Genomic DNA, 24,498 nt, shown 5'->3' with positions numbered 1-24,498 from the left:
GGGCCGAATATAAGGATGCAACCGATCTAACCGCTGGAACGCAAGCTCTCCTTGGCAAACGGGTGGTGCCCATATAAGGTCCGACTATCTAGGGGGGACATGGTATGGTTCGCTCTCGCATCAACGTTTGCATTGGCAGAGAGCAGGCATGGGCGTCGCACAGCGTCAATTCTCGACGACGAGCGCTTGGAATGAATAGAGTCAGATGGATCACCTGCGGAGGCTGTCGCAGCTTCCGCAAGCACACAGAACCGCTTACTACGTGCCTTCTGCGCTCATCACACGCCGTTTGGCCGCGACGAACGCTGCCAGACAGCGATCGCGCCACGCCCGGCGCGCGGGCAGCGCGCCGGCGGTGGTGACGGTGCGGCGCTGGCTTTCGACCTCCTTCACGAGCGCCGGGCCCCATTCGCGCGGATCAGCCTGTTCTTTGGCGAGGCCGTAGTACATCGGACCGAGATTGCGGCAATACTCGGCGACGCCCGATGCCGCGTTCAGGTCGATGGTTTCAAACGGCCCCATGAAGAACCAGCGCAGACCTAGGCCGTCGGCGACCGCTTTGTCGACGTCCGCGGCGCTGCACAAACCGTCTTCAACGAGCCGGAACGCTTCGCCGAGCAGCGCACTTTGTAGGCGATTGACCACAAAGCCGTTGATCTCGCGGGACAGGCGGATCGGCGACTGGCCAATCTTTTCCATCAACGCGGCCGCTTCATCGACGATTTCGGGGCGCGTCCATGGCGCCGGCACGAGCTCGACAAGCGGAATCAGGTGCGGCGGGTTGATCGGATGGACGACGAGGCAGCGTGCGCGATTGGCGAGTTCCTCGGTGAACGACGACGCCGGCAGGCCCGAAGTCGAACTCGCGAGCACCACGTGCGGCGCAGCGAGACTGTCGAGCTTGCGATACAACTCACGCTTGATCTCGACGCGCTCGGGCGCGCTTTCCTGCACGTAATCGACGCCGTCGAGCGCGTCTTCGAGCGTCGCACAGCCGGTCAGACGCGCGGTGATCGCATCGACGGATTCGCCGTTGCCGAGGCCTTGCTGGTCGAGCGCTTTGGCGCCGCTCTTCACGAAGGCGAGCGTCTGTTCGACCGCTGCGGGGATTGCGTCCCACACCGTGACCTGGAGCCCTGCGCGCGCAAAAACTAGCGCCCAGGACGATCCGACCACGCCACACCCAACGATTGCAACTCGTGTCATGAAAACTCCAGTGAATGCGGCTTGATGTCTCTGCGGGGTGCCTGCCGCCGGAGGCGGCAGCGCACCTGCGACCGCAGGTTGAATAGTTGAAATTGCGAGAGAGAGCGCCGGTCGCATCGATCGGGCGGACCGGCGTACGAAACCAACTCCGTTTGCTTGCGGCGCTTACTTGCCGGCGAAGTCGATGTGCTTGACGAACACGGTCTTGCCGTCGTCGTTGCGCACGACGTTGTAGCCATGCAAACCGTCGCCGTTGCTGTCGAACGTGTAGGTGCCTTCGACGCCCTTGTAGTCCTTGATCGCGTGCAGCGCCTTGGAGATGTCGTCAGGCTTCGTGCTCTTCGCGTTGCCGATCGCAAGCGCGAGCAGCTTCATTGAGTCGTAGGCCCACGCCGAGTAGAAGTCCGGATCGACCTTGTACGCGGCCTTGTACTTGTCCGCATACGCCTGCGCTTCCGGACTTGCCCCGGGCGAAAAATCGGCGATCGAGTACGAACCGTGCAGCGCGTTGCCGGCCAGCTTCATTGCGGTATCGGTCGACACCGACGGCGAGCCAATTATCGTCGCCTTCACACCGAGCTGACGCAGCTGCTTCGCGAAGATCGCGACGTCTGTGGAGCTGGCGATGTAGGTCGAGACGATGTCGACGTCGGAATTCTTGATGGCAAGAACAATCGGCGTGAAATCTTGCGAGTTGCTGGTAAAGCCCTGCGTCATCACCGGCGTCACGCCTGCAGTTTTCAGCGCGTCGGTCAGCGCGTTCTTGCCGCCGTTGCCGAACGCGTCGGTCGAATGGATGATCGCCCACTTCTTGAGCTTTAGCGTATTGACGCCGTAGTCGGCAATCACGCGAGCCGAGTAGCTGTCGTTAGGACGCGCGCGGAAGATCCAAGGATTGTTGACGTGGGTAAGGCTCGTGTCGGTACCGCCGACGAGGATCGGCAGTTTGGCGCGCATCACGGTCGGCGAGATCGCCTGAATCTGCGTGCTGCGCACCGTGGCGATCAGTGCGGCGACGTCGCCGCTGCTGGTCAGCTTTGAGATGGCGAGAACCGAACCCGGATTCGTGCTCTGGTTGTCTTCGTTGCGCAGTTCGAGCTGCTTGCCGAGCACGCCGCCCGCCTTGTTGGTCTCTTCGAGCGCGAGTTTAGCGCCGTTCGCCTGATAGATGCCGGCTTCCGAACTCGGGCCCGTGCTCTCGGTCATCATGCCGACCTTGATGGTGTCGGCCGCGTGGGCAAAGGACGCCGACAGACCCGCCACCAGCGCGGCCGCGCTGAGCGGTTTGAGGATCCAGCACAAACGGTTTTCCATTATTTTTCAGTCTCCGTGTTTCGAAGCACTCCGGCAGAGCGCTGCGGTGGTCGTCGCGCGAGTAACGCGGCGAAAGATTTGGCGTCAGGCGGTCGCCTTGTGTGCGCCGCCGCCGAGATAGGCCGCGCGCACTTCGTCGTTGTTCAGCAGCTTGTCGGGCGTGCCTTCGACGATCACCCGGCCTGTTGACAGCACGTACCCGCGATCGGCGACCGACAGCGCCATGTTGGCGTTCTGCTCGACCAGCAGCACGGTGGTGCCGGATTCGCGGATCGTGCGAATCGTCGCGAACAGTTGCTGCACGATAATCGGCGCGAGGCCGAGCGACGGCTCGTCCAGCAGCAGCAGCTTTGGCTTCGACATCAAACCGCGCGCGAACGCCAGCATTTGCTGCTGGCCGCCTGACAGGCTCCAGCCGAGCGCGCCGGACAGGCGACGCAGATCGGGAAAAATCGTGTACATCTCTTCGACTTCGCTTCTAAGCTTGCGCGTGCCGACATGACCGCGCGACGACGCGCCGATCATGATGTTTTCCTCGACCGTCAGCCCCGGAAACACGCGCCGTCCTTCGGGCACGTGCGCGATGCCGAGCTTGACGATCTTCTCGGCGGCGACCTTCTCGAGCGACTGGCCCTCGAAGCGGATCTCGCCTTGCGTCGGCTCGACCAGCCGCGAAATTGTGCGCAGCGTGGTACTTTTTCCTGCGCCATTGGCGCCGAGCAGCGTGACGATCTCTCCGCGCTCGATGGTCAGCGAGAGATCGGAGAGCGCCTGTACGTGGCCGTAGCGGCTGCTGATGTGGTTGATTTCAAGCAGCGGCATGGCTGGGCTCTCCGAGGTAAGCAGCGACGACGTCGGGATGGCGCATGACGTAGGCGGGCTCGCCTTCGGCAATGCGCTTGCCGAAGTTAAGAACGGTGATCGTGTCGGACACCTGTTCGATCAGCGCGATGTCGTGTTCGATCAGGAAGATCGTCAGGCCATGGCCTTTCATGCGGTTGAGCAGGTCGCCGAGGCTTCTCTTCTCGGTCGAATTCAGACCAGCCGCGGGTTCGTCAAGCAGCAGGAAACGTGGACGTCCGGCCAGCGCGCGCGCGATCTCGACGAGCCGCTGATGGCCGTATGGCAGGTTCTTCACGATCGCGTGCGCCTGCTCGGCCATGCCGACGAACTTGATCGCGGAGAGCGCGCGTTCCTGCAACTCGGCGCGGTCCGCCCCGTTCGCGCAGTTCGGCCGTTGCGCGCCGACCATCACATTTTCCAGCACCGACATCGACGCAAACAGGCGGATGTTCTGGAACGTGCGGCCGAGGCCGAGGCCCGCGCGCTCGTGCGGCGACATCTGCGTGATGTCGCGGCCTTCGAACACAATGCTGCCGCTGCTCGGCTTGTAGATGCCGTTGAGCACGTTCAGCGTGGTCGTCTTGCCTGAGCCGTTCGGCCCGATCAGCGTATGCACGATGCCGCGTTCCACCTCGATCGACACGCCGTCGACCGCCCTCACGCCGCCGAAGTGCTTGCGGATGTCGGTCACTCTTAGGATCGGGCCGCCGTCGTGCTGCGCGACGTCGAAGTCGAGCGGCGGGATCGACGCGACGTCGACCGCGGGGCTGCGCGTGAAGCGATCAAAACGGCCGCGCACGAAGCCCCACATGCCGACCGGAAGGAACACCATGATTAGGATCACGGCGAGACCGTAGACGGCGAGATAGATATCCTTTAAAAATCGCAGCCATTCCGGCAGCACGATCAGCAGACTCGTGCCGAACAGCGCGCCGAACGCCGATTCCGCACCGCCCAGGAGCGTCATCGTCAGGAATTCAATCGAGCGAGCGAAGCTGAAGTTGTCCGGACTGATGTACGCAAAGCCCGCCGCGTACAGCGCGCCGCCAACGCCCGCGAGCGCAGCGCTGAGCGTGAAGGCGATAACTTTTGTGCGCAACGTGTCTACGCCGATTACTTCGGCGGCCAGTTGGTTCTCGCGCACAGCACGCATCGCGCGGCCCGTGCGCGTCTGCGGCAGCCACCAGACGAACGCGATCGCCGCATACAGGAACACAAGGCACAGGAGCAGATAAAAACGGTCGTCGCTAAACTCGAAGCCGAACAGCGACGGCCGCATGATGCCGGCCACGCCGTCCGGACCCCGTGTGACGTCGGCCCAGTTGGTCAGCACGAGATCGAAAATCTGCTGGAAGCTGATCGTGATCATCGCCAGATAGTGGCCGCCAAGGCGCAACGTCGTCAGACCGAGCACGAAACCGGCTATCGTCGCGATGCCGACGCCGAGCAGCAGTGTGATCCAGAAGTTCAGGCCGAGCACGACGGTGCCGAGGCCCACCGCATACGCGCCCAAGCCAAAAAACGTGGCCTGCGCAAGATTGATCTGGCCGGTGTAGCCGAGCACCACCGTCATGCCGAGCACGGCGATCGCGTACGTCGCAGTTTGCATCGAGATGTTTAGCACGTATGGCGTCAGCGTCAGCACGAACGGCAGCAGCGCTACGACAATCGCGATCAGTGCGATCACGATATAGCGTGCGATTGGGCGTTTCTGCGCGGCAGCTTGAGAGGAAGCGGTGACGTGGCTCATGCTTTCTCCGAGATTTTTTCGCCGAAAATGCCTTGCGGGCGCAGCAGCAGGAACAGGAACAGGAGCAGGAACGCAAACGCGTCCTTGTAGGCGACCGACACATACTGCGCCCCGAAGCTTTCGACCACGCCGAGCAGCAGGCCGCCGATGATCGCGCCGGTGATGTCGCCGAAGCCGCCGATAATGGTCGCGGCGAACGCCTTCAACGCGATAATCGATCCCATGCCGATTGAGACGAACAGGATCGGCGAGACGAGCGCGCCTGCCAAGCCGCCGAGCACCGCGCTATAGAAGAACGTGAAGGCGATCATCAGCGTGACCGGAATGCCGACGAGCCGCGCCATGTCCTTGTCCTGCGAGGTCGCCTGCAGCTTCTTGCCGAGCAGCGTCCGTTCGAACAGGAAGTACTGGAAGGTCACCGCGATCGCCGTGAAACCAAGGATCGACAAATATTGTGTGTCCATGAACACGCCGCCGATTTCTAATCCGGGCTTGTCGAACAGCCGGTTGATTGCGCGCGGCTGCGGGCCGAACACATAGAGCGCGGCGTTCTGCATGAAGATCGACGCACCGAGCGTGCTGATGATGACCGGCAGGTAGGACCGGTTGCGCAGCGGGTAATACACGCCGGCCGCGAAAATCACTCCGAAGACGCCGAGCACGAACAGCGTGAGCACGAAGCACAACCAGTAGGGCAAGCCTGAGCCGAGGAAAGCGACGATCGCAAAGCCGCCGAGCATCGCGAAATCGCCTTGCGCGAAGTTGACCACGTTGGTGGACCGGACGATCAGCACGAAGCCCAAAGCGACGAGCGCGTAGATCGATCCTAGGGCCAGTCCCGCAAAAAGCACTTGGACGTTGTTGACCACGAAGCTCATGGCACGATATCTCCTCAGACGGCGACCATCGCGCCCGCAATATGCGGCATGAGTTGCGATTCGACGACCCCGTCATATTTGTATAAAATCTGTTCGTGGATGGTATTTATCTGTATCAATTCTGTCAACTCAAAACCTTCCATTAGATTAAGGTCATGACCGATCCCGAGGACACCGTTTTATGAACCGACGGACCGCTACGGCAACCCCGGCGGATGTGCCGGTTCGAGCCGAGGAACTGGCATTCGGAACACTGGCCGAACGGATTGCGGTGAAACTGCGCACCATGATCTGCAACGACCGGCTGGCGGCGGGCACGCGGCTGCCGTCGGAGCACGCGATGGCGCTGCATTTCGGCGTGAGCCGCTCGGTCATGCGCGAGGCGATCGCCTTGCTCAAAGCGGACGGTCTACTGACGACGAGAAAAGGTAGTGGCGCTTTCGTCAGCGAGGACTGCCCATCCGGCGCGAGCACGATGGACCCGCTCACCGAGCACTCAGTGCAATCGCTACTAAATCTGACCGAAGTGCGGCGCGGGCTCGAAGCGGAGATCGCGTCCCTCGCCGCGATCCGACGTTCGCCCGGACAACTCGCCGATATCGAGCTCGGGCTACGCCAGGTCGCGCAGGCGATGGCGAAGGGCGGCGATGGCGTTGAAGAGGACGTGCAGTTTCACCTCCGAATCGCTGAGGCGACCGGCAATCCGTACTGGGTTCGCTTCATGGAAATGTTCGCGCAGCAGATCCGCCTCGCGGTGAAGGTCACGCGCGCGAACGAGGCGCGCCGGATGGATTTCGCCGCGCAGGTGCGCGAGGAGCACGAGCGCATCGTCGACGCGATCGCGGCGGGCGATCCTGAACGCGCGCGCGCGGCGGCCGGCAATCACATGGTCTGCGTGTCGCAGCGTGTGCAACTTGCCGATCGCGAATTCTGGACCGGCAGCGGCGGCGAACTGGCGCGCGATCTCGCAAAAAATTTCGGCGGCTGATTCGTCGTGGCCTCCAGCGACGGCGGCCCTCGGCAGCGATCGCGTCGAGCGGAACTTCGATGCGTCGATCACAGTCTTGCGGCAGGTCATCGCGCGTTCGCGCTGCATCGTCAAACCTGCGATGGCCCACACTTATTGGACGGGTTGTGCGGCGGCGGATCCCGTCCATGTTCGGCGTCGATCCGCGACCGACGCTCTGGCATTCCGGTGGCGGCACGCGTCGGGATGCCGTGGGCGCCGCGACTGATGCCTAGCCGCCCGCCATGTGTCAATTGATCTGCTGTTGATAAAACCGGTGTGCTAGACCTGTCGAGCGCGTCAGCGCCGAACCGCGCTGCTACATAGTCCGACGACCGAGTGACGCAAACCTTTTCCGCAGCGGTCGTGGTCCGCTACCAGGCGTCAGCGGCGCCTTTGGGGTCGGATACTGCCGACCGTGTCGGACGGAAGCCGGCCACCAAGCGTCATTCGCTCGTGCCGTCACTCGGAAGTTCAAACGTCGGCTCCTCCCCAGCAAGCAGCCATTCGGCTTACTTACCACGAATCCATAGTGAAAACATGGCGAAGATTGATTGCGGTTTACGGGGCCAGCGGCGGCTTCATGTTCTTTCGTAATGCGACACCCGGAAGTGGCATCCTTGGTTGTTTCTTTTGGACTGAATCACCTACGATACTTGAAATGAGCGCATCACGAGTTGGCGTTCCAAGCTCGGGAGGTCGACTGTGCCAAGAATTGATGACGTGAGCTTTGGGAAGCTAGCGAAAGTAGTCGTTCCCAACGGAGTTCCACGACGATCGTTCGACGAGCGTGATGAGTCCGCCCTCACGCTCCTCGACCAACCAAACGGGGTCGCGATAGTAGAAACGTTACTCTCGGAGCAGTCTTAAGCCAATTGAGGAGGAGGTTTTATGGACACGAAAATCTCGCTGGTGCAGGCAATACGCGAGTTACGACTGCAACTAGAGCAAGCGGCAAAAGAAAAAAGTCAACTCGCGATTTATCAAATGCGATCTCCAGGCCACAAAGTTCGCATGCTGGGCCGGACGGCACGTTATACCGCATTAAAATTTCACGACATGTCCACAACAGATACCATCGCACACGCCGCGGCAACGTGACCAGCGGCTTCTGCGGGCCTCGGTTCCAGCTCCGAAATGTACGTTAGGTTCGAGTAGCGCCGCTACTTTATCAACCTCCCTCCGTGTCCTTGACGAAGACTCGGGAACGAGTCCCGCAAGGTAATGGTCACCATGAAATTTACGAACGTTTTTAACAAAGTGCTCGAACAGAATCGGATCGCCTGCGAAACAGAGGCCATCCCCGCCGACTGCGGTGCCAGTCCCGGCGCCGCGCCCGGGCTGCATCTGGGTCATACCGGTAATTGTAGGCCTGCTTGTGTTCGCAACCTGCGGTGGTGGTCGAAGCATCGCATATTTCTTTATCGCCTTGCTACTGTGGCTCGGGAAGAGCTTGCCCCGGAATTTTCGCAAATCCCTGGAGTTCGCAGTTGATGCTGGCCTGCTTTTGCGCGTCGGGAGCGGATATATGTTCATACATAAACTCCAGTTGGACTACTTTGCCAGTAGGGAAGCAGTGGCGAGCCGGAGGTCGGATCGGAAGAAGGTGCGCTCAGCAAGTATAAAATGAGCAAACAACGAAACCACGCGCGTTAAAGGAAATTGTTAGAGCGCTTTCTTGAAGGTGAAGTACTCGCCCAACCGTCCGGCTGTTTTACTTGGGTTAATCGGCGATATGTTCGCATCGGGGATTACCGAGTTGAGCCTTGACGTAGTTGTCGACGCGTTGAACTAGGGGTTTCGCGAGTCGGCATGCAGCCCACCTATGTGCGGATGGCTTTGCCACTATTTGCGTTGCGCTGATCGTTCGTTGGTCAGCCGGGCATCTGTGACTACTGGAGAAGCCTAATATTGGCCAAGTTAGTCGCCAATTGTGCAAGCAGGTAATAAAAGCATTTTGGGCTGCCGAAGCGGTGGCCTGACCGCAATGAGGCGTAGTCGACCTGTTCAAGAACAGATTGACCCGTCTGCGGAACGTCCGCCGGACTTCTGATTTCGGTGTGCCTGAGGAGAGATGCTCATTTTCGCCTCCGCTACGCCTTGCGTCTGAAATTCTCAAAAGGCTCACTTTCCGAACGCTAGCGCTTAGATAAGATAGGCGGCCAGCCGTCAGTCTCGAAGACCCCAAACACTCGTGACGGAGTAACGGCACGTCGGCGAGCCGATCTCGACCCAGCCGAGGCGACCGCGGAAATTACCGTTGCACCTTGGAAGCTGCCGTTGAGGTCAGACCGGGTTGGAGGGCAGAAGTGGGTCGATAGCTGAAAGTCAGGACCCGCTTTTGTTAGTGGTCTGAGGTCTCGTTTTTGACTTGCGCACGTCTCACGTCCGCCCGACCGCTGGAGAACTGGGGATGTTCGGTCCAAGCAGCAACCTCGGCCTCCATCTGCAACTTGAATTCGACTGCGCGTTCGACGGATGCAACTGTGTCGACTTGCTCAGCAATGTCTGTCGGGATATCGCCGCCCGCGACGAGCACCGCCTTGCCGGTGACTCTCTTTCCTCGTGGCGTGGCATGCGAAAAACAGGCTGAAGCCGGTTTCCGACAGCGGTTCATCCAAGGTGGCCTCGTCCGCCGAAACCAGATTGACCGACGAATGCGGGTCAAAAGACGCGGTCCATAACGTGGCGACGTCGAGCCGATCGGTGCCGAGAAGTTGTTCGGCACGGTCGAAACCGTCTCGCACCTTCGTAATGGAACGCGCCAGAGGATCAATGAGATACGACCGGCACATGGCGCCCCCTCGCCAGCGACGGGATGCTGGGCGCTCGGTTGCCGGCGGCGGCTCGGACACGTCCGGGTCGCGGCCAGACATTCGCGTCCTACTTGTCGCCGCTGCCTAGTTCGCTGTGCTTGTGCGAATGGGTCGCTGCGTGAACCAGCTCGTAGTGTGCTCCTTTGCCACTTCGGGTGGGCGGAAAGCGCTCGCCCTCGACGCAAGTCACCTCGAATGCCGTGGCACCGTCGCCTTCCTTGACGACCTTATAGATTCCTGACGTCTGGACCGTTTCGCCCGGCTTGTGTTGTTCAGCCATGTCTTTTCTCCTTAGGTTACGAGCAGTGACGGGCGAGGCAATCAGCGTTCCGGCCGATTAGTCGCGCCGGTGAAAGTAGCGGTCGAGTAACACCGTCGCGCTAGTGCCATGGAGAATTACCGAGAGAACAATTGCCGCGAAGACGATCGGTCCGATCTCTAATGCGATCGGTTTTCCGGCTTGTTCGAGACAAAAAAGAAGGTAATAGAACGCGCCTACACCCCGTAGCCCGAGCCAAGCGGACAGGAATCGCTGGTGCGAATCCAACGAAGAACCGATGAGCGACAGCGTCGTCCCGATCGGGCGGGCAATGAGAGGTCGCCGGTGGCGTTCATCTCCTGCCGTCGCACCGCGACGCCGGCGACGAACACCGCAATAAACGCATAGCCGTCGACGATGAGCGTCGCACCATAGGCAAGGGCGACCAGACCAAGGGCGAGAAAGCCTTCCAGGCCGAGCGCATGGTCGTAGCGGGTGCGCAGTTTTGTGACCAGCGTGACGACTCCGGTGCCGAAAGCCCATCCGATGATGGCAGAGCTGGCTAGTCCCCACAGGATCGCGAGAGCGAAAGTCCATGGATTGTCGCTGCCAAGGCTATGCACCCCGCACATCGCGAGAGCGATGAAGACCATTGGAGAGGCCGCGCCGTCGTTGAGACCTCCTTCCGATGACAAGGCGAAACGCAACGGTTCATCGTCGCCCGCTTTCTCCACACGCAGCTCATTGGCCAGCACCGGATCGGTCGGCGCCAGCACAGAGGCGAGGAGGAGGGCAGGACCGGCGGCGAGACCAAGCCCCCAGCGTGCAGCCGCGAACATCACCGCGATCGTGATGAGCATCGCGGGACCGGCAAGCCGCAGCGTCAATCTCCACAGCGAGTCGGTGAGTTCGATTCTCAGGTACATCCCGATCGCGAAGAGCGATACGACAAGGCCTGCTTCAGTGAGAATGCGCAGGAGGTGCACGTCTTTCTCGACATTGGGCGTGAGTAGCCCGATGCAGGCCGGGCCCAGCACGAATCCAACTGCGAGGTACACCATCGCGCCGGTCATCGGCAGGCGCTCGACGATCTTCCTCCCGACCGCCATCAAAACGAGTAGCGCGCCAACGATAAGGAACCACACCGCTTCAATGGTCAATGCGGCCTCGTCTAATCTTTTTGCAGGCTGCGAAACGAATTGAAGTGGCGAATCGCCTTGGTTGCCTCGCCAAGCTCCTCGTGGATCCGGGCGGCATTGAAATGTGCATCAGCGAAGTCCGGCGCGCGAGCGATACAGGCCTGATAGGCCTCGAGCGCCTGCCGCAATTGGCCCGAGTCTTCCAATGCGACGCCGATGTTGAAGTGCAATACCGGATCGTCCGGTCGGAAGCGAAGGGCGTCTCGGTACATTGCGATCGCGTCGGAGTAACGTTCCGCCTCGAAAAGGATGCAGCCCAGGTTGAGTGACGCATCCGTGTAATCGGGCGCCGCTTCGAGCGCATCGCGGTAGGCCGCCTCCGCGGCATCCAAGTCCGCGTCCTCGAGCGCGCGCGCTCGAAAGAACAACTCGTCGGCGGTCTCCTCGTACCTCTGCTGTCGCGGTTGCGCCAGCGAGGCAACTTCCCCGCACGCGGGGCGCGGCTCGAAGTCCAGCAGCAACTGGCCCGATTCGGCATCCCATTCGCGGCTGGCGCCGTCACGCACGGCGACACGCGCACCCACTGCAGCAATTCGAACACCGGTGAGCGAGCCTTCTCGCGCCCAACTTTTTTCAAGGTGGCCGAGCGCGCGAACGATCTTCATCGGCGACACGCCGGCGACTCGCAGCGAATGCGCGGTGCGCAGCATCACAACGTCCTGGAAGCTGAAACGCCGCTCGCGCCGCGCGCCGGCCGAGGGAGCGATGAAACCCGCGGAAATAAGCCGTTCGACGACGCTACGCGAGATCCCGAGCATCCGCTGGACGTCGCGCAGGCTGTAACCGCTGTCGCGCATTGTCACTTTCGGGTGCCGGTCTTGCGTGCGGGCGCCGGTTGCTCGTCGGACGTGGCACGGCGCACTGCGCGCCTCTTCGTCGGAGGCGGCGTTTCGGCGATCTCAACGGGCTTCGCAGCCTTGCCGGCCGCGGCGCGCGGGGCTGACCGGCCCTCCGTTTGTGGCTTTTTCTTCAGGCTGGCGCGTAGCGCTTCGACCAGGTCGATCACCTGTGCGCCCGGGTGCTCGATGTTGGGCGCGGCGGTGATCTTGTTGCCCGCGATCTTCTTGTCGATCTCGGCGAGGATGCGCTCCTTTTCTTCGTCCTTGTACGCGGCCGCGTCGTAGCTGTCGACGCGGTACTGCTCGATCAGTTGCTCGGCGAGCTGTAGCTCCGTCGGCTGAATATCAGTCTCTTCGATGCCGATATCGGCCTGGGAACGGACTTCGTCGGCGTAGAGCAAGGTTTGGAGAATCAAGCCGTCGTTGCCGGTGCGCACCTGCACCATGTGCTGCTTACCCTTCCACGTCCAACGGGCTACCGCGCAAGTGCCGCTGTCCTTCATGGCTTCCTGCAGTAGCCGGTACGGTTTTCCGCCGCGCTTGTCGGGCGCTAGGAAGTAGGGCTTGTCGAGGTAAATCGGGTCGATCGCCTCGGTGGGCACAAACGACACGATGTCGATCGTGTGGCTCGCGCTCGCTTCCAGCGCCTCCAGTTCCGACTTCTCGAAGATCACGTACTTCTCTTTCTCAAACTCGTAGCCCTTCACCATATCGGCGCGCTCGACGACCTTCCCATCGTGCGGGCAGACGTACTGCTGTCTCAGCCGGGTGCTGCATTCTTTGTGCATCAGGTTGAAACCCACACCTGATTTGCTCTCCGTGGCCGTATAGACCTTCACCGGCACGGAGACGAGTCCGAAACTGAGCGTCATCGACGCGATCGAACGGGCAGCCATAGGAACCTCTCGCGTAGGTTATCTGCCCGGCCACATCTCGCCGCGAGTAGGGAGGCGCAACGGCTAGGTGGCAAGGCCAACGGGCGATTCGTGCAAAATAGGTGCCACGAACTGGCCTGTCGCGCGACCCGATACACCGTTGAGCGGCGTCAGACCGCGCTCCTACAGTTCCACCCGTTTCGGCAAAAGGAGAGGGAAAAGTGTGCACCAGCTACGAGTCTAATCCGAAAGACCGCTTCGACGTCTTCAGCCTGTTTCCGGTGCCGAACTTCCACTACAAGCCGGAGATTTACAAGGACTATGCCGCGCCGATCTTCCGCCGCATCGACGGTGAATATTCGACTGACGCCGCGACGTTCGGCATAGTGCCGCGCAAGTTCATCCGGCAGCGAGTGAAAGCGTTCGATACGATGAATGCGCGATCGGAGTCGGTCGGGCAGAAGACCAGTTTCCGCACTGCTGGAATGAGCTGCAACTCGCTCTGATCCCATGTCGCCGTTTCTACGAGCCCGATTACGAGACTGGCAGGGCAGTGCGCTGGCGCATCGGCATGGCCGATGGCGCTCCGCTCGCGATCACTGGGCTATGGCGTGAGTGGTGGGACCCGCCGACGGCTCGACAAGCACCAGCTTTACGATGCTGACGGTGAACGCCGAGGACCACCCGCTGATGAAGCGATTTCATCGGTCGGGTGCCGAGAAGGGGTCGGTGGTGATCATTCCGCCGACCGAATACGAGGCCTGGCTCTCCTGCCGCACCACCGATGCAGTCCGCTCGTTTCTTCAGCTTTATCCGGTGGAGGCGATGTACGCCGAAGCGTATCCGCTTCCGCCACGGGCTGGAAAAAGCACCGTCGCGGGCGAAGCTTCGCCTGCTCAAGCCTCATTGCTGGCGGATGAGGGCGGATGAAAGCGAGAGCTTTCACAGGTTCGCAGGCTAGCCGTAGTACCAGATTCCCGTCTGGTGCAGCGCTTCGAGGCGAACTCTCGCGCACACCGGTGTCGAGAAATCAAAACCAGGCGGGGTAATCGATGAAGCGTTCTATCTTTGGAGGTATTGCGTCTTGCCCGCCTTCGTCTTTTGGCTCGGCCTCGTAAAAGTCATGGCGTCCTTCCTGACGACTTAGCAGGCCATTGTCGTCCTTGATGCACAAGCGTGTCAGCAGCTCAACCTGACACCGGAAATTGGCGGCTGTGCGGTGAAAGGGCGCCTATCCAGCACGATCATGGGCGAACGTAGGTTCGCGCGTTCCTCACGGCCTGACACCGTGTTGAACTTGCCGCGTGACACCACCTATGCCCACGGACCAGACACCAGCGAGCACTTTCCTGGCGGATACGCCTGATGGGCGTTGCGATTTTCGGGCTATGGTTGGCGTTGTTCGCGCCGACGCTGTGGCTGTATGCGCCGCTCGTGAAGCGGCAGATTTGAGGGCGGAGGGCGGAAGCGCCGAGCCACCGCAGTTGATTCTCGCATGCGAGAAAGCCGCGCGCTGACTGAACCAACTGGCGATGAGTTGATGGAAAGTTCGAAATGTAGTAACATGACTACATTGTTTCGGGGGGTGCATCGTGACGCTCAAAACCTTTTCCAGCCGTGAGTTCAACCAGTTCGTCAGCGACGCGAAGCGCGCTGCGAACGAAGGCCCGGTACTGATTACAGATCGCGGCGAGCCGGCCTATGCCCTTCTGAGCATCAAGGACTATTACAAGCTGGCGGGCAATCAGCTATCGCTTGCAGATGCGCTGGCTCAGCGCGACGACGATGCCGATTTTGACTTCGATGCGCCCACACTTGACGTGACATTCAAAGCTGCGGATCTTCCCTGATGTACCTGCTCGATACCAACATAGTGTCGGAATTGCGCCGCCCGTCGAGAGCGGATGGCAACGTGCTCGCGTGGGCCGAGAGCGTGCCGATAGTTGAGCAATACTTGTCGGCGGTAACGATTCTCGAGATCGAGCAAGGCGTGTTGGCCAAAACGCGCGTCGATGCGGCGCAAGGCAAGGTGCTCCGCCAGTGGTTCGATGGGACCGTGCGAGTGCATTTTGCGGGGCGTGTCATAGCGTTCGACGAGGACGAGGCGCTGTGCTGCGCGAGTCTGCACGTTCCAAACACCAAGTCGTATCGGGACGCGATGATCGGTGCGACGGCGCTTGTCCACGGGATGACCGTCGTGACGCGCAATACAGACGACTTCCGCGCCATGAAAGACTCTTCCGGGCGAACCGTGAAACTGTTCAATCCGTGGCTGCACGACGAGTAAAGACGGGGATCGTTTGAAACTCCACGATATTCCGACGAAGGGACTCAGCAAATACATCGCAGATTTGGCGAAGCGCAATGGCGTCGAGTACGTCCGCACAGGTCGCGTCGACGATCGCGTGGCTGTATTTTTCTAGAGACGAAGACGGCAACGAAAAAACTGAGCGATCTGGGCCACTGGACGGTCGGGGCATTGGGCGTCGCGGCGTACGCCGAAGCAAGTTTTTTGGCTGGGTGGTGAAAGAGTCTCTTTCACCACGTATTGGGCGATCGCCCGCACCTTGCCCGTCTCGCAATGGGGATTGCAAGGCCTAGGGTGCACGCTCCTCTTGATGGCGGTTCTTGTGTAACTGTGGTTCTTCTCCGCGGCGGCCAAGCAATGCAGTAGTTTGCTGCGGAGACGGCTTTTCGCCTGATTGAGAGTATCCGGTCCGTGACGGCCATCGTCCTATTACACCCCGCCGCCGCCCGCGGTGGTCTATTGCGCGTCCCGGTCGTCCCGGCGCGAACGCGAGTGGCGTGAGCATGAATGGCGGGAGCGCCGCGAACGGCGAAAAAAGCCCAGGACGAGTTAGTGCTGGGCAAGCCGTTGGCTATGCCGGTGGCGGAGGTGCTAAATAAGCAAACTGGCTGTCTGCGGTACCCGGCAGCGGCCAGTTCTCTTGTATCTAGCAGGAGCGTCGCGGCTCCGTCGATCGATTAGTGACCGAAATAGACAGGAGCGATGCTATTGCCGATGTGAGCGGGGCCGCCCGATGCCGATGCGGTATCAGCGACGCCACCGTAGCTGTTCTGGCCGTTCTGTGCAGCGACCTTGGCTTCGGCAGCTTGGATCTGCGCCGGGTACGTCGTGCGATCCATGCTCGGGTTGTATCCAGCGCGTTCAAGCTGCACCAGTTCTGCCTTCACTTGAGCGCGCGTGAGCGACTGGCTTTGCGCGAAAGATGAGACTGCCGGGATAGCGAGTGCAGCGGCGACGACGATAGTTGCGAGTTTCATGATGCTTACCTCCAGATCTTTGTTCTTCGCAAACAGCCCTGTTTGCGTTTCAGTGACGCCAGTATAGGTAAGCGCCTGCTTAAGATTAATGATCGGTTCGACAACTCATCGTTGCTAGATACGGGATAACCCTAACCAACTCCGGGCAGGTCACTCGGGGGTCCGCTCGTTGTTTGCGCGTGAGGCGCAGCTTCTCCAACGCGACGAGCTGTCCGTGCGCCTCCTCCCGCCAGCACTTCAGAACGAATGACCTGCTGAAGCTCGGAGGCCTCGTCAACGACTCCGGAAGCGCTGAATGTCTAGCACGAGACGTTGCACGTCAGGATCCCGGCCCCCTGTACCTGCCCCGAAACTGGAAGTGGCATAGGTGGGATCTCGCCGTCTGGACGGGAGTCGGCGCATTCCTCAAGGCGATGTAAATGCCTTTCGTGCTGGGTTCACCTATTGCAGAAGTGAGTCACGAGTCGCTCACGGCGGCACGACGCAACAACCGCGGGTCCGTTTCCCATCCATCACGCGCACCTGTCTCGATATGCGCGAAGTCTGGATGATTGGGGTTGATAAGGTAGTTCGTTTCAGCAGGAACTACGGCACTGGGCACCGCAAGCACCGCGCTTGTCTGATTTTGTGCCCACATCGCGCCGATCCGTTGCAGCTCGTCCTTCGCGCTGAAGTCCCGCCAATCGAGTGGCAAGCTTGCGGAATCGACGCGCTCGACGTTGGTCTCACGAATCCGGGCCCGGATCAATACATAGCGGGCTCGCAGCGGCGAGTCCTGTATCAGCATTTCCAGCAGGGCAAGCGACTGTGTCTGTGCGGTATAGACGATCGCGACACCCTTAGGGTTCCAACGACCGCCGTAGAGTCGCGCGCCTTCGCCCGAAAATGCACTGTCCGCATACCGTTCCGTTACTACACGCCACGCAGTCACCGTCACGCGAAGACACCATGTTCGATGCGCCCGAGCGTATCCATCACGCTATCCGGCACCAACGTCCGTATCGATAAGACTCAGCGGCGTGACATCCCCAAACGCGGCCACCGGCGACTTTAGCCAACCGATTGTCAGATCAAGGTCGTCGAACACTTCCGCAGCGCGCGCCGCGACACGCGCGAGTCTGAGCAGCTCGGCGGACTCCTCGCGGCTAAGGACTCCTTCGCGCTTGCGCCGCGGCCATAACCGGATCCGAGCCGTTTGTATGAAGGACTCAAACTCCGACCGCGTTAAGAATGTTTGCCGGGCCGTGAAATTACGACGTTGTTTATTGCCGAGCCAAGTGCTTTCCAGCGGCGATCATTAGGATCGCCGCTGCTCAAGTGCACGACATAGAAGACTCAACCGCCCGCTGGGCCAATACCCAATGGACGAATTACTTCTTCGGTGACGCGAAGTACTTCGGCCGCTTGGCCTTATATCTAGCGGTATTGAAGTGTGACGGAAGCCAGTCGCAGTGTTTTCCTTGAGATAGCCCGCCTCCGGGTCCGAGCGCGCTTCAATGCGTGCGCAGTGTGTTCGGGTGCACGCCTGCGATGGTGGCCAAATCTTGTTGCTGCAGGCCAAGCACGTTGGCGAGATTGATCGCCGAAAGTCGGGAAGTTCCCGCTTCTCCAGACTCAAACACCCGAAAACGGCAGCATGCCCTTGGGCGGCGAGACGCCCTTCACCTCACGATATAAGCGAATCATGCGATCGCGCGAGAGCGGGAGTTCGCTTTCGAGCACCTGCATGCGCGCGCCGAGTTCGATCAGCGCGATCGCGCGAAACACGTCGGTCGCGTCTTCGGTGAGGCTTTTCTTGAGCAGGGTGGTCATGGTGAAGTCCGGTCTCTCAAGCGAATTGTTCAGCGGGCCGGCCGGCCATCAGGATGGCCGCGTGCGTTGAGGCGATGTCCGCGTGCTTGGCCGGTTGCGTGAGCGCGGAGAGCATCGCGTGGTCGTCGAAGCGGAAAAAGCACAGTAGCTGGTCGGAGGAGGCGAGCTTGACGACCTGCGGCAGGGAGAGGCCGGCGAGCAGATCGGCGAGGTCAGCGGACAAGCCGAGGCGGAACATGCCAATGGCGCGGTCTTCACGCAAAACAGGACTGAGCTATCGGCGCGCGTGCCCGAAAAGCGCCGTGTGCGACATGACGGACAGCACGCGACGTGACGCTCGGCACCGCGTCTGCAGTCTTAGGAAGGGATCAGGCGCTCGCGCTTGAGGCGGTCGAACAGTTCGAAGAGCGCGTCGGGCGTACTCTGGTAGTCGAGAAACCCGAGCTTTCGGCTCTTCGACATGTCCGTCAGCACTTCCATTGGGCGGCCGAGGTCAGCGTCCGTGTGCCACCAGGAGACCAGCTTGTCGATGTCGTGCTCGGCCAGTCCGTATCGTGCTGCAATCCCTGCCCACGTCTTACCGGAGTCCTGCATGCGGCTCTCGAGCGGCCGCATGTGGCCATCGAAGGGCGCCGGCTCGACGCCGAAATACCCGGCGATGCGAGACCACATCCATTTCCAACGGAACACGTCACCGTTGACGACATTGAAGGCCTCGTTGCGCGCTGCGGACGACGTGGCCGCCCATTCGAGATGCCGCGCGAGCAGACGGGCGTCGGTCATGTCGGTCAGGCCGTTCCATTGAGTAGCCGAACCCGGAAAGACGAAGGGCTCGCCCGTCGCCTTGCACAGCGTCGCATAGACGGCGAGCGTGACGCCCATGTTCATGGCGTTGCCCACCGCATAACCGATGACCGTATGCGGTCGATGCACACTCCAGCCGAATCCGTACTGACCGGCGGCGTCGAATATGCGATCTTCCTGTTCGTAGTAGAAGTTGTCGACAGGTTGCCGACCCTGCTCCTCGCGAAACGGGGTGGTCGGAACGCTGCCTTGCGCGTAGGCCTCGAAAGGACCGAGGTAGTGTTTCAGTCCGGTGACGAGGGCCGCGTGCGAAAGGGAACCGGTGGGGCCCAGCGCCGAGAGCACATTCGTGACCATGGCGCCGTTGACGTAGATATTCTCGGCCTCGGTCGCCTGGCGCGACCATGCAGTGAAGAAGACATGGCTGAATTGCCGTCCCGTCAGTGCGCCGGCCACCGATGTCGCCGATGTGAGGTCTGCGGCGATCAATTCCACCCCGGCGGGCGCGGGCGTTCGACCGCGGGAGAGTGCGGCGATCGCCCAGTCGCTGCACCTTGAAAGATGCTCGGCAAGGTTTCGTCCGACGATGCCCGTGCCGCCAATGATCAGTGCTTGTTTATCCATTGCGTTTCATGTGTCGAGTTGGGGAATGCCATCTTCGACCGATTCGAGACGGCCGGACGAGTGTGACGGTTTGCCGACAAATCTGCTGGCACGACGGCGCGACGATTCGAAGGAGCCGCGATGTATCGAACCGTTGCTGCCGGTCTCGCATGCGCTTGGCGGCAGCGCCGCGCACCGTGCGATTTCGATCGCGCGGTCGACGCCTTTCTCGGGCATCAGCCCCCGACGAACAGCAAAGAGTCGCCGGTCGCGGGCGAAAAGCGCGTTGCGTCGCGGCAGACCGTGAGAGCGTGCACCCTGAGCGATTCTCATTGTAAATCCGTTGATTTGGTGCGGTTTCGCTCGCTTTGTGTGCCGGGCGGGGTGGCTGGCTTGGTGTCGGACCGCGCGTCGGGTGCGCGGTCTTCGTTTGGGCCACGCGGCGGGGATTCCTGGATTCGTCATTCCGTATGACCGGGCACCGGCCGTTGCTCGATCTGATCCGGCTGCGGTGCCGCCGATACTTTGCCCTTGAGGTCGGGTTCGGCCTTTGTATCGGTGCCGCTCTTGCCCTTGCTTCGATTCGTGACCGCGCCGGTTTCGTCGAGGACATCGTCGAGGTCTTCACTATCGTCCTCGGCGGAAGGGTTGGGCGGGGTGGACATCAGCAGAGAGGATACTGGCGCGTTAAGTCGACCGTGCACATCGATTTGATTCGTCATGGTTCATTCCGCTCGCTATGCGTCCTGCATAAGCGAGCGGAGCGATCTGCACCGCCGCCCTCACGTCGAGGAGTTTCAAGGAGCAACTTATCCGCTTGCCTCGGGTTTGCTGAGGACGAAATAAACGCCGACGAGAGGCGATGACTCAGTCATCCATTGCGGGAATCCGGTGCGAGGCCCCGACCTTGCCTGACGGCCGGGTCCTGGTTGATGAACGTAGCGCCATGCTGGTGGCATTCTGAGCCTGCTAACTACGAGGTGTCTCGTGAACGCTCATCCCACGCTTGCGTTCATATCAACTTGTTGTTCGGCCCCAAGCCTTCATGCACCTTCCGCATACCTGCTCAACGTAACGGCGGAGCGAACGGGTTGATTGGCTGCACCTTCTTTCGTTCTTCTACTCGCTCGAGCAGTTGCACTTTGCCCCAATCGACGCACATTGCTTCCAGTTCCCGCACGACGTTTGATTCCAGCGCCTGCACTCCCGCGTCACCTTGAAAGTTCGACTTGAACGCACGGAGAAGACGGTACTGCAGAAGCCGGGTCACGTCCTCGACTCGTCCGGGCGCATTCGAGTCAAGGAATAGAACCGACTCGGGCGAGAACGGGTCGTAGTAAATCAATTGGGGATATTCGGTGTTCACCGCGACCTTGGACTCGTCACTGACTAGCAATGAGCCGAGCAGTTGCACAGAGCCCTTCCTGCCCTTCGGCGTCTTGAAAACCCAAAGACGCTTTGGCAACCGCTCCTTGAGCTCAGCAATCTTTGCGGTGTTGGAGCCGAAGTAGCCGACCTGGCCGTTCTTCAAGTCCTGTTCGAACTTCTGCCAATAGTAAAAGATATCCATTTCCCGCTTGTCCGCCCTTGCCGGTCGTAGTCATATGCGACAAGCCTACCGCGTTATCCACGACATGACCACCACGTTCGAGAATACCCGACCCGGCTCCCGGCCACGTGTCGATGAATTGTAATTATCGGCCGTTGAGAAAGGGCTCGGGTTGTTCGCATGCAAGCGCCGCGTGACGTATCAGTGCAGATGCTACGCCACGCGAGACGCACTCCCTCGAAGGGTTGCACGTGAAAAATGAAAACGGCAAATTTAGGAACCGATGACTTTCCTGGTTAGTCCTCGAACGGGTTGCCGGGGTCTTTCGTTTCGGTACTAAAGCTGTACTCGGCGCGCACAGCTTTAAGCACGCCCTCGATGTCGCGCTCGAAGCCGACTGCGTTCCCGAAGTTGGTCATGTTCCAGTTGCAGCCTGCTCTGCCGGGCTCTTGTAACTGGGGCCGCGGCACACGAATCTTCACTCCATCCTCGACGACTTCTTGCAGTCGATGAATTCGACGGTCGACCTCTTGCTGGAGCCGCGAAGCATTAAGCGTCTTGCGTATCACCCGAGTCTCCATTGGAAACGCTAAGCCAGTCTGGCACATTAGCGGTGTTCCGCGACCTATGGTCGATATGCGACTTGCCTTCAGAGAAGGCTGGACTGGCGCGTTAGGAAGCATCGCCAAATTAAAGCCCGGGAATCACGGTGTCGCGGCAGCCAATGGCACGACCTTGATGCGCTTGCGCCGCTATCGACACGTTGGTTCGCCCAGTGCATCGTTATGCTGCAAGTCGATGCTCGTAGTACGCATCTCCTTATACACAACTCGACACGTCCGGAAACGATGACAGAGTAAAAAAGCTGTCAGAAGGGGGTTGTTAACAATGCGAATTTCGCGTTTACTCTCGGATTTTAGGCATGAAGATCCGAGACGACGCGGGAGCATGGGTGGACGAAGAATTTGAAACGCTGGATTTGGGTGATCCACGACGAGACCGGCGCGCGAAGGAGCTGGTCAAACGGTTCGCCAGCCGGCCCACGGCCAGCATTCCGGGCGCGTGCGAAGGCTGGGCTGAGACGATCGCGGCATATCGCTTTCTGGGCAATGAGCACATCGATTGGCGCGACATGATGCAGCCGCATTGGGACCGCACCACGGCACGCATGGGGCAGTTGCCGGTGGTGCTGTGCATTGCCGATACGACAGAGCTAAACTTTAACGGTCAGGATATCGAAGGAGCCGGCCCGCTCAGTTATGAAGCACAGGTGGGCATGTATCTGCACGCGACCTATGCGGTGACACCGGATCGGGAGCCGCTGGGTGTGATGAATGCATGGATGTGGGCGCGCGAGCCACGCGATGCAAACGGCAGGCGTGGCGGTGTCAAGGAAAGTGTGCGGTGGATCGAAAGCTATGAGATCGTGGCCGATCAGGCACGGGCCCTGCCTGACACGCGACTGGTGTATGTGGCCGATCGTGAAGGCGACATCGCCGCGCTCATGCAGCGTGCGCAGGAACTGGGTGAACCGGCGGACTGGCTGATACGCTCGCAGCACAATCGTGCACTGAAGGGCGAAGCGAGTTTATGGGAGACGGTGCACGCCAGTGAGGTGCTCGGCCACATCAGCTTCGTGCTGCCCGGGCGCAGCGACCAGAAGGCGCGTGAGGTGAGGCAGGAACTACGTAGCCAGCGCGTCACGCTGCCCGGGCGTGCCGGTGTCACGCTCACCTGCGTCGAAGCGTATGAAGTGGATGCGCCAGCGGGTGTGAAGCCCGTCATCTGGCGTCTTGTGACCAACCGCGAAGCGGGCGATGTGCATGCGATCATCGAACTCGTTGACTGGTACCGCGCGCGGTGGGAAATAGAAATGTTCTTTAACGTCCTGAAGAACGCCTGCCGGGTTGAGGCGCTGCAACTCTCACAGATGGAGCGGGTGGAAAAGGCGCTCGCCCTGTACATGGTCGTATCGTGGCGTATCGCGCGGCTCATACGTGTCGGACGGACCTGTCCGGAGTTGGACGCGTCGCTGTTCTTCGCGGCTGACGAGATTCATGGCGCGCACGTGCTCTGTAAGAAGGCACGTCCGAAAAAACCACCGACGCTCAACCAGATGATACGGATGATCGCATCGCTGGGCGGATTCCTCGGGCGCAAGAGCGACGGCGAACCGGGCGCGAAGACGCTGTGGATTGGCATTCAGCGAGTCATGGATGCTGTGATCACCATCCAGATCTTGCGCGACGGCTATGACACTTCTGTATAACGAGATGCGTAGTACGGCCTGTCTCTATCATCTAAAATTGCATACATCGCTTCTAAGTCCGATACACCGGGATTCAGCCACGATTCGATATTCTCCACCTTGATGGGCACAATGCAACGGTCGTGGCCTGCGGCCTCAACCTCCGGTGGGGGCTCATCTGTGATTGCGGCAAAAGAAAGTAAGTCGGGTTCTCCAGGCGCGCGCCAGCGCGACCATAAGCAGGCGACGTGCATCAGCTGACCGTTGCTTGGCCGGAATTCCAGAACGACGTTTTCGTCATCGTCGTGTCTCTCGAGCAGCGTATTCTCGTACTTCGCTTTCTTGACGTTTTCGTAAAACACATCAACGAGCATCACTGCATGCGTGTAACCGAAGCATGGCTTCCAGAAGCCCTCAAGGTTGTCGCGTCGCGCGTTATAGGTCCCCGGATACTCGACATCATAGTTGGCTGGCTTCCCAGCGATTCTGCACTGATAGCGCATCGGCTTGACCACATATTCGCCGTTTTCCATGACGAGCACAGGCGCATAGGCGCCAGGGAAAATCCGAGAGTCGCGTGGTTGGCGGTCCGTTCGGTTGATGTCCGCAAGGCGACGCAGCGAGGCTTCGATTTTGTCCGTCGCGATGCGCTTGCTTTCTGTTGCGGCCTTGGTAACCTTTGATTGCAGCGTACGCTCAGCATCCGCGAGACGAGTGCGTTGTTTGAAAAGCTCCTGCTCCAACTTCGTCGTCTGCTCAGCGTTGAACCTGTCAATGGACGCTCTTATCTGCCGCTCTGCATCGGTTTGCGGGTCACGGAAAGCGTCGTCGACAGCCTTCGGAATCTTCGCTTTGCTGCCCTCGGCTCTTTCGAAGTAAAGGCGGGCAAATTCCTCGATGTCCATGTGCGCACCGAAGGTCTTCACGTACTTGCGATAGTCCGCCTGGATTTGCGCCGAGTAGCACATGCAATGTCTCCGTTCATCAATTCGGGGGATGGCCAGGTCAGAGCGATTCCTTGCACAGCTTCATCATCTTCTGGACCACGGTGCTCGCGTGGTTCAGCGTCATCTCGCCAGTGAAGAGAGCTTGCACATCGCTCTGCCGAACGGCGATGCCGGCGTCTTTCAGCTCCCGCTTCGCAATCTTCAGCGCAAGCTGCCCGAGGAGCACTCGGTCGAGCCAGTCCATCGAAACGGCGTTTCGCGCGAG

25 protein-coding genes and 3 pseudogenes are annotated in these 24,498 nt (G+C 60.3%); 7 read left to right on the top strand and 21 right to left on the bottom strand.

Translation table 11 applies throughout. The annotated features are described in order from the left end of the window. Nucleotides 1-258: 258 nt before the first annotated feature. The 5 genes from AWB66_RS29955 to AWB66_RS29935 form a co-directional block, all read right to left on the bottom strand. Nucleotides 259-1,206, bottom strand: a complete 948-nt coding sequence (locus AWB66_RS29955) for a 3-hydroxyacyl-CoA dehydrogenase (protein ID WP_087633658.1) — start codon at nt 1,204-1,206, stop codon at nt 259-261. Between the two features lie 165 nt (nt 1,207-1,371). Further along, nucleotides 1,372-2,520, bottom strand: coding sequence for an ABC transporter substrate-binding protein (locus AWB66_RS29950; RefSeq protein WP_087633657.1), 1,149 nt, complete (start codon nt 2,518-2,520; stop codon nt 1,372-1,374). An 84-nt stretch (nt 2,521-2,604) separates the two neighbouring features. Continuing rightward, the gene (locus tag AWB66_RS29945; protein WP_200819104.1) at nt 2,605-3,336 is read right to left on the bottom strand and encodes an ABC transporter ATP-binding protein; all 732 of its coding nucleotides are present in this window, start codon (nt 3,334-3,336) and stop codon (nt 2,605-2,607) included. Next, the gene (locus AWB66_RS29940) at nt 3,329-5,113 is read right to left on the bottom strand and encodes a branched-chain amino acid ABC transporter ATP-binding protein/permease (RefSeq protein ID WP_087633655.1); all 1,785 of its coding nucleotides are present in this window, start codon (nt 5,111-5,113) and stop codon (nt 3,329-3,331) included. The genes AWB66_RS29945 and AWB66_RS29940 overlap by 8 nt, the downstream gene beginning before the upstream one ends. Then, on the bottom strand, nt 5,110-5,991 hold the full coding sequence (locus AWB66_RS29935; protein WP_087633654.1) for a branched-chain amino acid ABC transporter permease: 882 nt from the start codon (nt 5,989-5,991) through the stop codon (nt 5,110-5,112). Before AWB66_RS29935 ends, AWB66_RS29940 begins: the two co-directional genes overlap by 4 nt. Nucleotides 5,992-6,172: 181 nt before the next feature. On the opposite strand from AWB66_RS29935, the gene AWB66_RS29930 reads away from it, so the two are divergent. Both AWB66_RS29930 and AWB66_RS33235 read left to right on the top strand, forming a co-directional pair. Then, nucleotides 6,173-6,979, top strand: coding sequence for a FadR/GntR family transcriptional regulator (locus AWB66_RS29930; protein WP_087633653.1), 807 nt, complete (start codon nt 6,173-6,175; stop codon nt 6,977-6,979). Between the two features lie 909 nt (nt 6,980-7,888). Then, nucleotides 7,889-8,098 (top strand): hypothetical protein, encoded by a 210-nt coding sequence (locus tag AWB66_RS33235; protein WP_125469830.1) that lies wholly within the window; start codon nt 7,889-7,891, stop codon nt 8,096-8,098. Between the two features lie 1,397 nt (nt 8,099-9,495). Here AWB66_RS33235 and AWB66_RS33230 read toward each other — a convergent pair. The 5 genes from AWB66_RS33230 to ku all read right to left on the bottom strand — a co-directional run bounded on the left by AWB66_RS33230 (nt 9,496) and on the right by ku (nt 13,006). Further along, nucleotides 9,496-9,873, bottom strand: coding sequence for a hypothetical protein (locus AWB66_RS33230; protein WP_125469829.1), 378 nt, complete (start codon nt 9,871-9,873; stop codon nt 9,496-9,498). Nucleotides 9,874-9,880: 7 nt separating this feature from the next. Then, nucleotides 9,881-10,093 (bottom strand): hypothetical protein, encoded by a 213-nt coding sequence (locus AWB66_RS29920; RefSeq protein ID WP_087633651.1) that lies wholly within the window; start codon nt 10,091-10,093, stop codon nt 9,881-9,883. A 215-nt stretch (nt 10,094-10,308) separates the two neighbouring features. Next, entirely contained in the window at nt 10,309-11,232 is a 924-nt protein-coding gene (locus AWB66_RS29915; protein ID WP_235021304.1) for a cation:proton antiporter domain-containing protein, read from the bottom strand. 11 nt (nt 11,233-11,243) lie between these two features. After that, the gene (locus AWB66_RS29910) at nt 11,244-12,068 is read right to left on the bottom strand and encodes a tetratricopeptide repeat protein (protein ID WP_087633650.1); all 825 of its coding nucleotides are present in this window, start codon (nt 12,066-12,068) and stop codon (nt 11,244-11,246) included. Between the two features lie 2 nt (nt 12,069-12,070). Then, a complete protein-coding gene (gene ku, locus AWB66_RS29905; RefSeq protein WP_087633649.1) occupies nt 12,071-13,006 on the bottom strand; it encodes a non-homologous end joining protein Ku in 936 nt (311 codons plus the stop codon). Nucleotides 13,007-13,206: 200 nt separating this feature from the next. On the opposite strand from ku, the gene AWB66_RS34640 reads away from it, so the two are divergent. The 4 genes from AWB66_RS34640 (at nt 13,207) to AWB66_RS29890 (ending at nt 15,272) form a co-directional block, all read left to right on the top strand. Then, nucleotides 13,207-13,491, top strand: coding sequence for an SOS response-associated peptidase family protein (locus AWB66_RS34640; RefSeq protein ID WP_235021303.1), 285 nt, complete (start codon nt 13,207-13,209; stop codon nt 13,489-13,491). Nucleotides 13,492-13,603: 112 nt separating this feature from the next. Further along, entirely contained in the window at nt 13,604-13,915 is a 312-nt protein-coding gene (locus AWB66_RS34635) for an SOS response-associated peptidase family protein (protein WP_235021302.1), read from the top strand. Nucleotides 13,916-14,577: 662 nt separating this feature from the next. Beyond that, nucleotides 14,578-14,835: a type II toxin-antitoxin system Phd/YefM family antitoxin gene (locus AWB66_RS29895; protein ID WP_087633648.1), complete on the top strand. Its 258-nt coding sequence runs from the start codon at nt 14,578-14,580 to the stop codon at nt 14,833-14,835. Next, nucleotides 14,835-15,272 (top strand): type II toxin-antitoxin system VapC family toxin, encoded by a 438-nt coding sequence (locus tag AWB66_RS29890; protein ID WP_087633647.1) that lies wholly within the window; start codon nt 14,835-14,837, stop codon nt 15,270-15,272. The genes AWB66_RS29895 and AWB66_RS29890 overlap by 1 nt, the downstream gene beginning before the upstream one ends. Before the next feature lie 698 nt (nt 15,273-15,970). On the opposite strand, the gene AWB66_RS29885 is transcribed toward AWB66_RS29890, so the two are convergent. From AWB66_RS29885 to AWB66_RS29830, 9 genes and pseudogenes are all read right to left on the bottom strand, one after another. Then, the gene (locus AWB66_RS29885; protein ID WP_087633646.1) at nt 15,971-16,270 is read right to left on the bottom strand and encodes a DUF4148 domain-containing protein; all 300 of its coding nucleotides are present in this window, start codon (nt 16,268-16,270) and stop codon (nt 15,971-15,973) included. Between the two features lie 457 nt (nt 16,271-16,727). Continuing rightward, complete coding sequence (locus AWB66_RS29880; protein ID WP_087633645.1) at nt 16,728-17,207, bottom strand: RES family NAD+ phosphorylase; 480 nt, start codon at nt 17,205-17,207, stop codon at nt 16,728-16,730. A 42-nt stretch (nt 17,208-17,249) separates the two neighbouring features. Further along, on the bottom strand, nt 17,250-17,357 hold the full coding sequence (locus tag AWB66_RS34630) for an MbcA/ParS/Xre antitoxin family protein (RefSeq protein ID WP_235021301.1): 108 nt from the start codon (nt 17,355-17,357) through the stop codon (nt 17,250-17,252). Nucleotides 17,358-17,893: 536 nt separating this feature from the next. Next, nucleotides 17,894-18,073, bottom strand: a pseudogene (locus AWB66_RS29865) (FlhC family transcriptional regulator); the annotation flags it as partial. A 25-nt stretch (nt 18,074-18,098) separates the two neighbouring features. Then, nucleotides 18,099-18,347, bottom strand: a pseudogene (flhD, locus tag AWB66_RS29860) (flagellar transcriptional regulator FlhD); the annotation flags it as partial. A 92-nt stretch (nt 18,348-18,439) separates the two neighbouring features. Then, a complete protein-coding gene (locus tag AWB66_RS29855; protein WP_087633643.1) occupies nt 18,440-19,510 on the bottom strand; it encodes an SDR family oxidoreductase in 1,071 nt (356 codons plus the stop codon). Nucleotides 19,511-19,950: 440 nt separating this feature from the next. After that, nucleotides 19,951-20,211: a hypothetical protein gene (locus AWB66_RS29840; protein ID WP_235021300.1), complete on the bottom strand. Its 261-nt coding sequence runs from the start codon at nt 20,209-20,211 to the stop codon at nt 19,951-19,953. A 344-nt stretch (nt 20,212-20,555) separates the two neighbouring features. Further along, nucleotides 20,556-21,059 carry a hypothetical protein gene (locus tag AWB66_RS29835; protein WP_087633641.1) on the bottom strand — a complete coding sequence of 168 codons (504 nt, stop codon included), beginning with the start codon at nt 21,057-21,059 and terminating at the stop codon, nt 20,556-20,558. A 275-nt stretch (nt 21,060-21,334) separates the two neighbouring features. Next, complete coding sequence (locus AWB66_RS29830; RefSeq protein WP_087633659.1) at nt 21,335-21,607, bottom strand: hypothetical protein; 273 nt, start codon at nt 21,605-21,607, stop codon at nt 21,335-21,337. Nucleotides 21,608-21,960: 353 nt separating this feature from the next. Here AWB66_RS29830 and AWB66_RS29825 point away from each other — a divergent pair, with 353 nt between their 5' ends. Beyond that, entirely contained in the window at nt 21,961-23,307 is a 1,347-nt protein-coding gene (locus AWB66_RS29825; RefSeq protein WP_087633640.1) for an IS4 family transposase, read from the top strand. Here the strand turns inward: AWB66_RS29825 and AWB66_RS29820 are convergent. Continuing rightward, the gene (locus AWB66_RS29820) at nt 23,289-24,254 is read right to left on the bottom strand and encodes an SOS response-associated peptidase family protein (RefSeq protein ID WP_087633639.1); all 966 of its coding nucleotides are present in this window, start codon (nt 24,252-24,254) and stop codon (nt 23,289-23,291) included. The two genes, AWB66_RS29825 and AWB66_RS29820, sit on opposite strands and share 19 nt — an antisense overlap. Nucleotides 24,255-24,291: 37 nt before the next feature. Next, nucleotides 24,292-24,498, bottom strand: a pseudogene (locus AWB66_RS29815) (hypothetical protein); the annotation flags it as partial.

It is taken from the genome of Caballeronia telluris, assembly GCF_001544495.1.
GTDB classification, from domain to species: Bacteria; Pseudomonadota; Gammaproteobacteria; order Burkholderiales; family Burkholderiaceae; genus Caballeronia; species Caballeronia telluris.
This window is presented reverse-complemented; position numbering and strand designations above follow the sequence as displayed.

Excerpts from the sequence above, each read along its gene's own strand:
- AWB66_RS29955 (WP_087633658.1), bottom strand. The coding sequence starts at position 1,206 with ATGACACGAGTTGCAATCGTTGGGTGTGGCGTGGTCGGATCGTCCTGG.
- AWB66_RS29950 (WP_087633657.1), bottom strand. The coding sequence starts at position 2,520 with ATGGAAAACCGTTTGTGCTGGATCCTCAAACCGCTCAGCGCGGCCGCG.
- AWB66_RS29940 (WP_087633655.1), bottom strand. The coding sequence starts at position 5,113 with ATGAGCCACGTCACCGCTTCCTCTCAAGCTGCCGCGCAGAAACGCCCA.
- AWB66_RS29935 (WP_087633654.1), bottom strand. The coding sequence starts at position 5,991 with ATGAGCTTCGTGGTCAACAACGTCCAAGTGCTTTTTGCGGGACTGGCC.
- AWB66_RS29930 (WP_087633653.1), top strand. The coding sequence starts at position 6,173 with ATGAACCGACGGACCGCTACGGCAACCCCGGCGGATGTGCCGGTTCGA.
- AWB66_RS33235 (WP_125469830.1), top strand. The coding sequence starts at position 7,889 with ATGGACACGAAAATCTCGCTGGTGCAGGCAATACGCGAGTTACGACTG.
- AWB66_RS33230 (WP_125469829.1), bottom strand. The coding sequence starts at position 9,873 with ATGTCTGGCCGCGACCCGGACGTGTCCGAGCCGCCGCCGGCAACCGAG.
- AWB66_RS29920 (WP_087633651.1), bottom strand. The coding sequence starts at position 10,093 with ATGGCTGAACAACACAAGCCGGGCGAAACGGTCCAGACGTCAGGAATC.
- AWB66_RS29910 (WP_087633650.1), bottom strand. The coding sequence starts at position 12,068 with ATGCGCGACAGCGGTTACAGCCTGCGCGACGTCCAGCGGATGCTCGGG.
- ku (WP_087633649.1), bottom strand. The coding sequence starts at position 13,006 with ATGGCTGCCCGTTCGATCGCGTCGATGACGCTCAGTTTCGGACTCGTC.
- AWB66_RS29890 (WP_087633647.1), top strand. The coding sequence starts at position 14,835 with ATGTACCTGCTCGATACCAACATAGTGTCGGAATTGCGCCGCCCGTCG.
- AWB66_RS29885 (WP_087633646.1), bottom strand. The coding sequence starts at position 16,270 with ATGAAACTCGCAACTATCGTCGTCGCCGCTGCACTCGCTATCCCGGCA.
- AWB66_RS29855 (WP_087633643.1), bottom strand. The coding sequence starts at position 19,510 with ATGGATAAACAAGCACTGATCATTGGCGGCACGGGCATCGTCGGACGA.
- AWB66_RS29840 (WP_235021300.1), bottom strand. The coding sequence starts at position 20,211 with ATGACGAATCAAATCGATGTGCACGGTCGACTTAACGCGCCAGTATCC.
- AWB66_RS29835 (WP_087633641.1), bottom strand. The coding sequence starts at position 21,059 with ATGGATATCTTTTACTATTGGCAGAAGTTCGAACAGGACTTGAAGAAC.
- AWB66_RS29825 (WP_087633640.1), top strand. The coding sequence starts at position 21,961 with ATGAAGATCCGAGACGACGCGGGAGCATGGGTGGACGAAGAATTTGAA.
- AWB66_RS29820 (WP_087633639.1), bottom strand. The coding sequence starts at position 24,254 with ATGTGCTACTCGGCGCAAATCCAGGCGGACTATCGCAAGTACGTGAAG.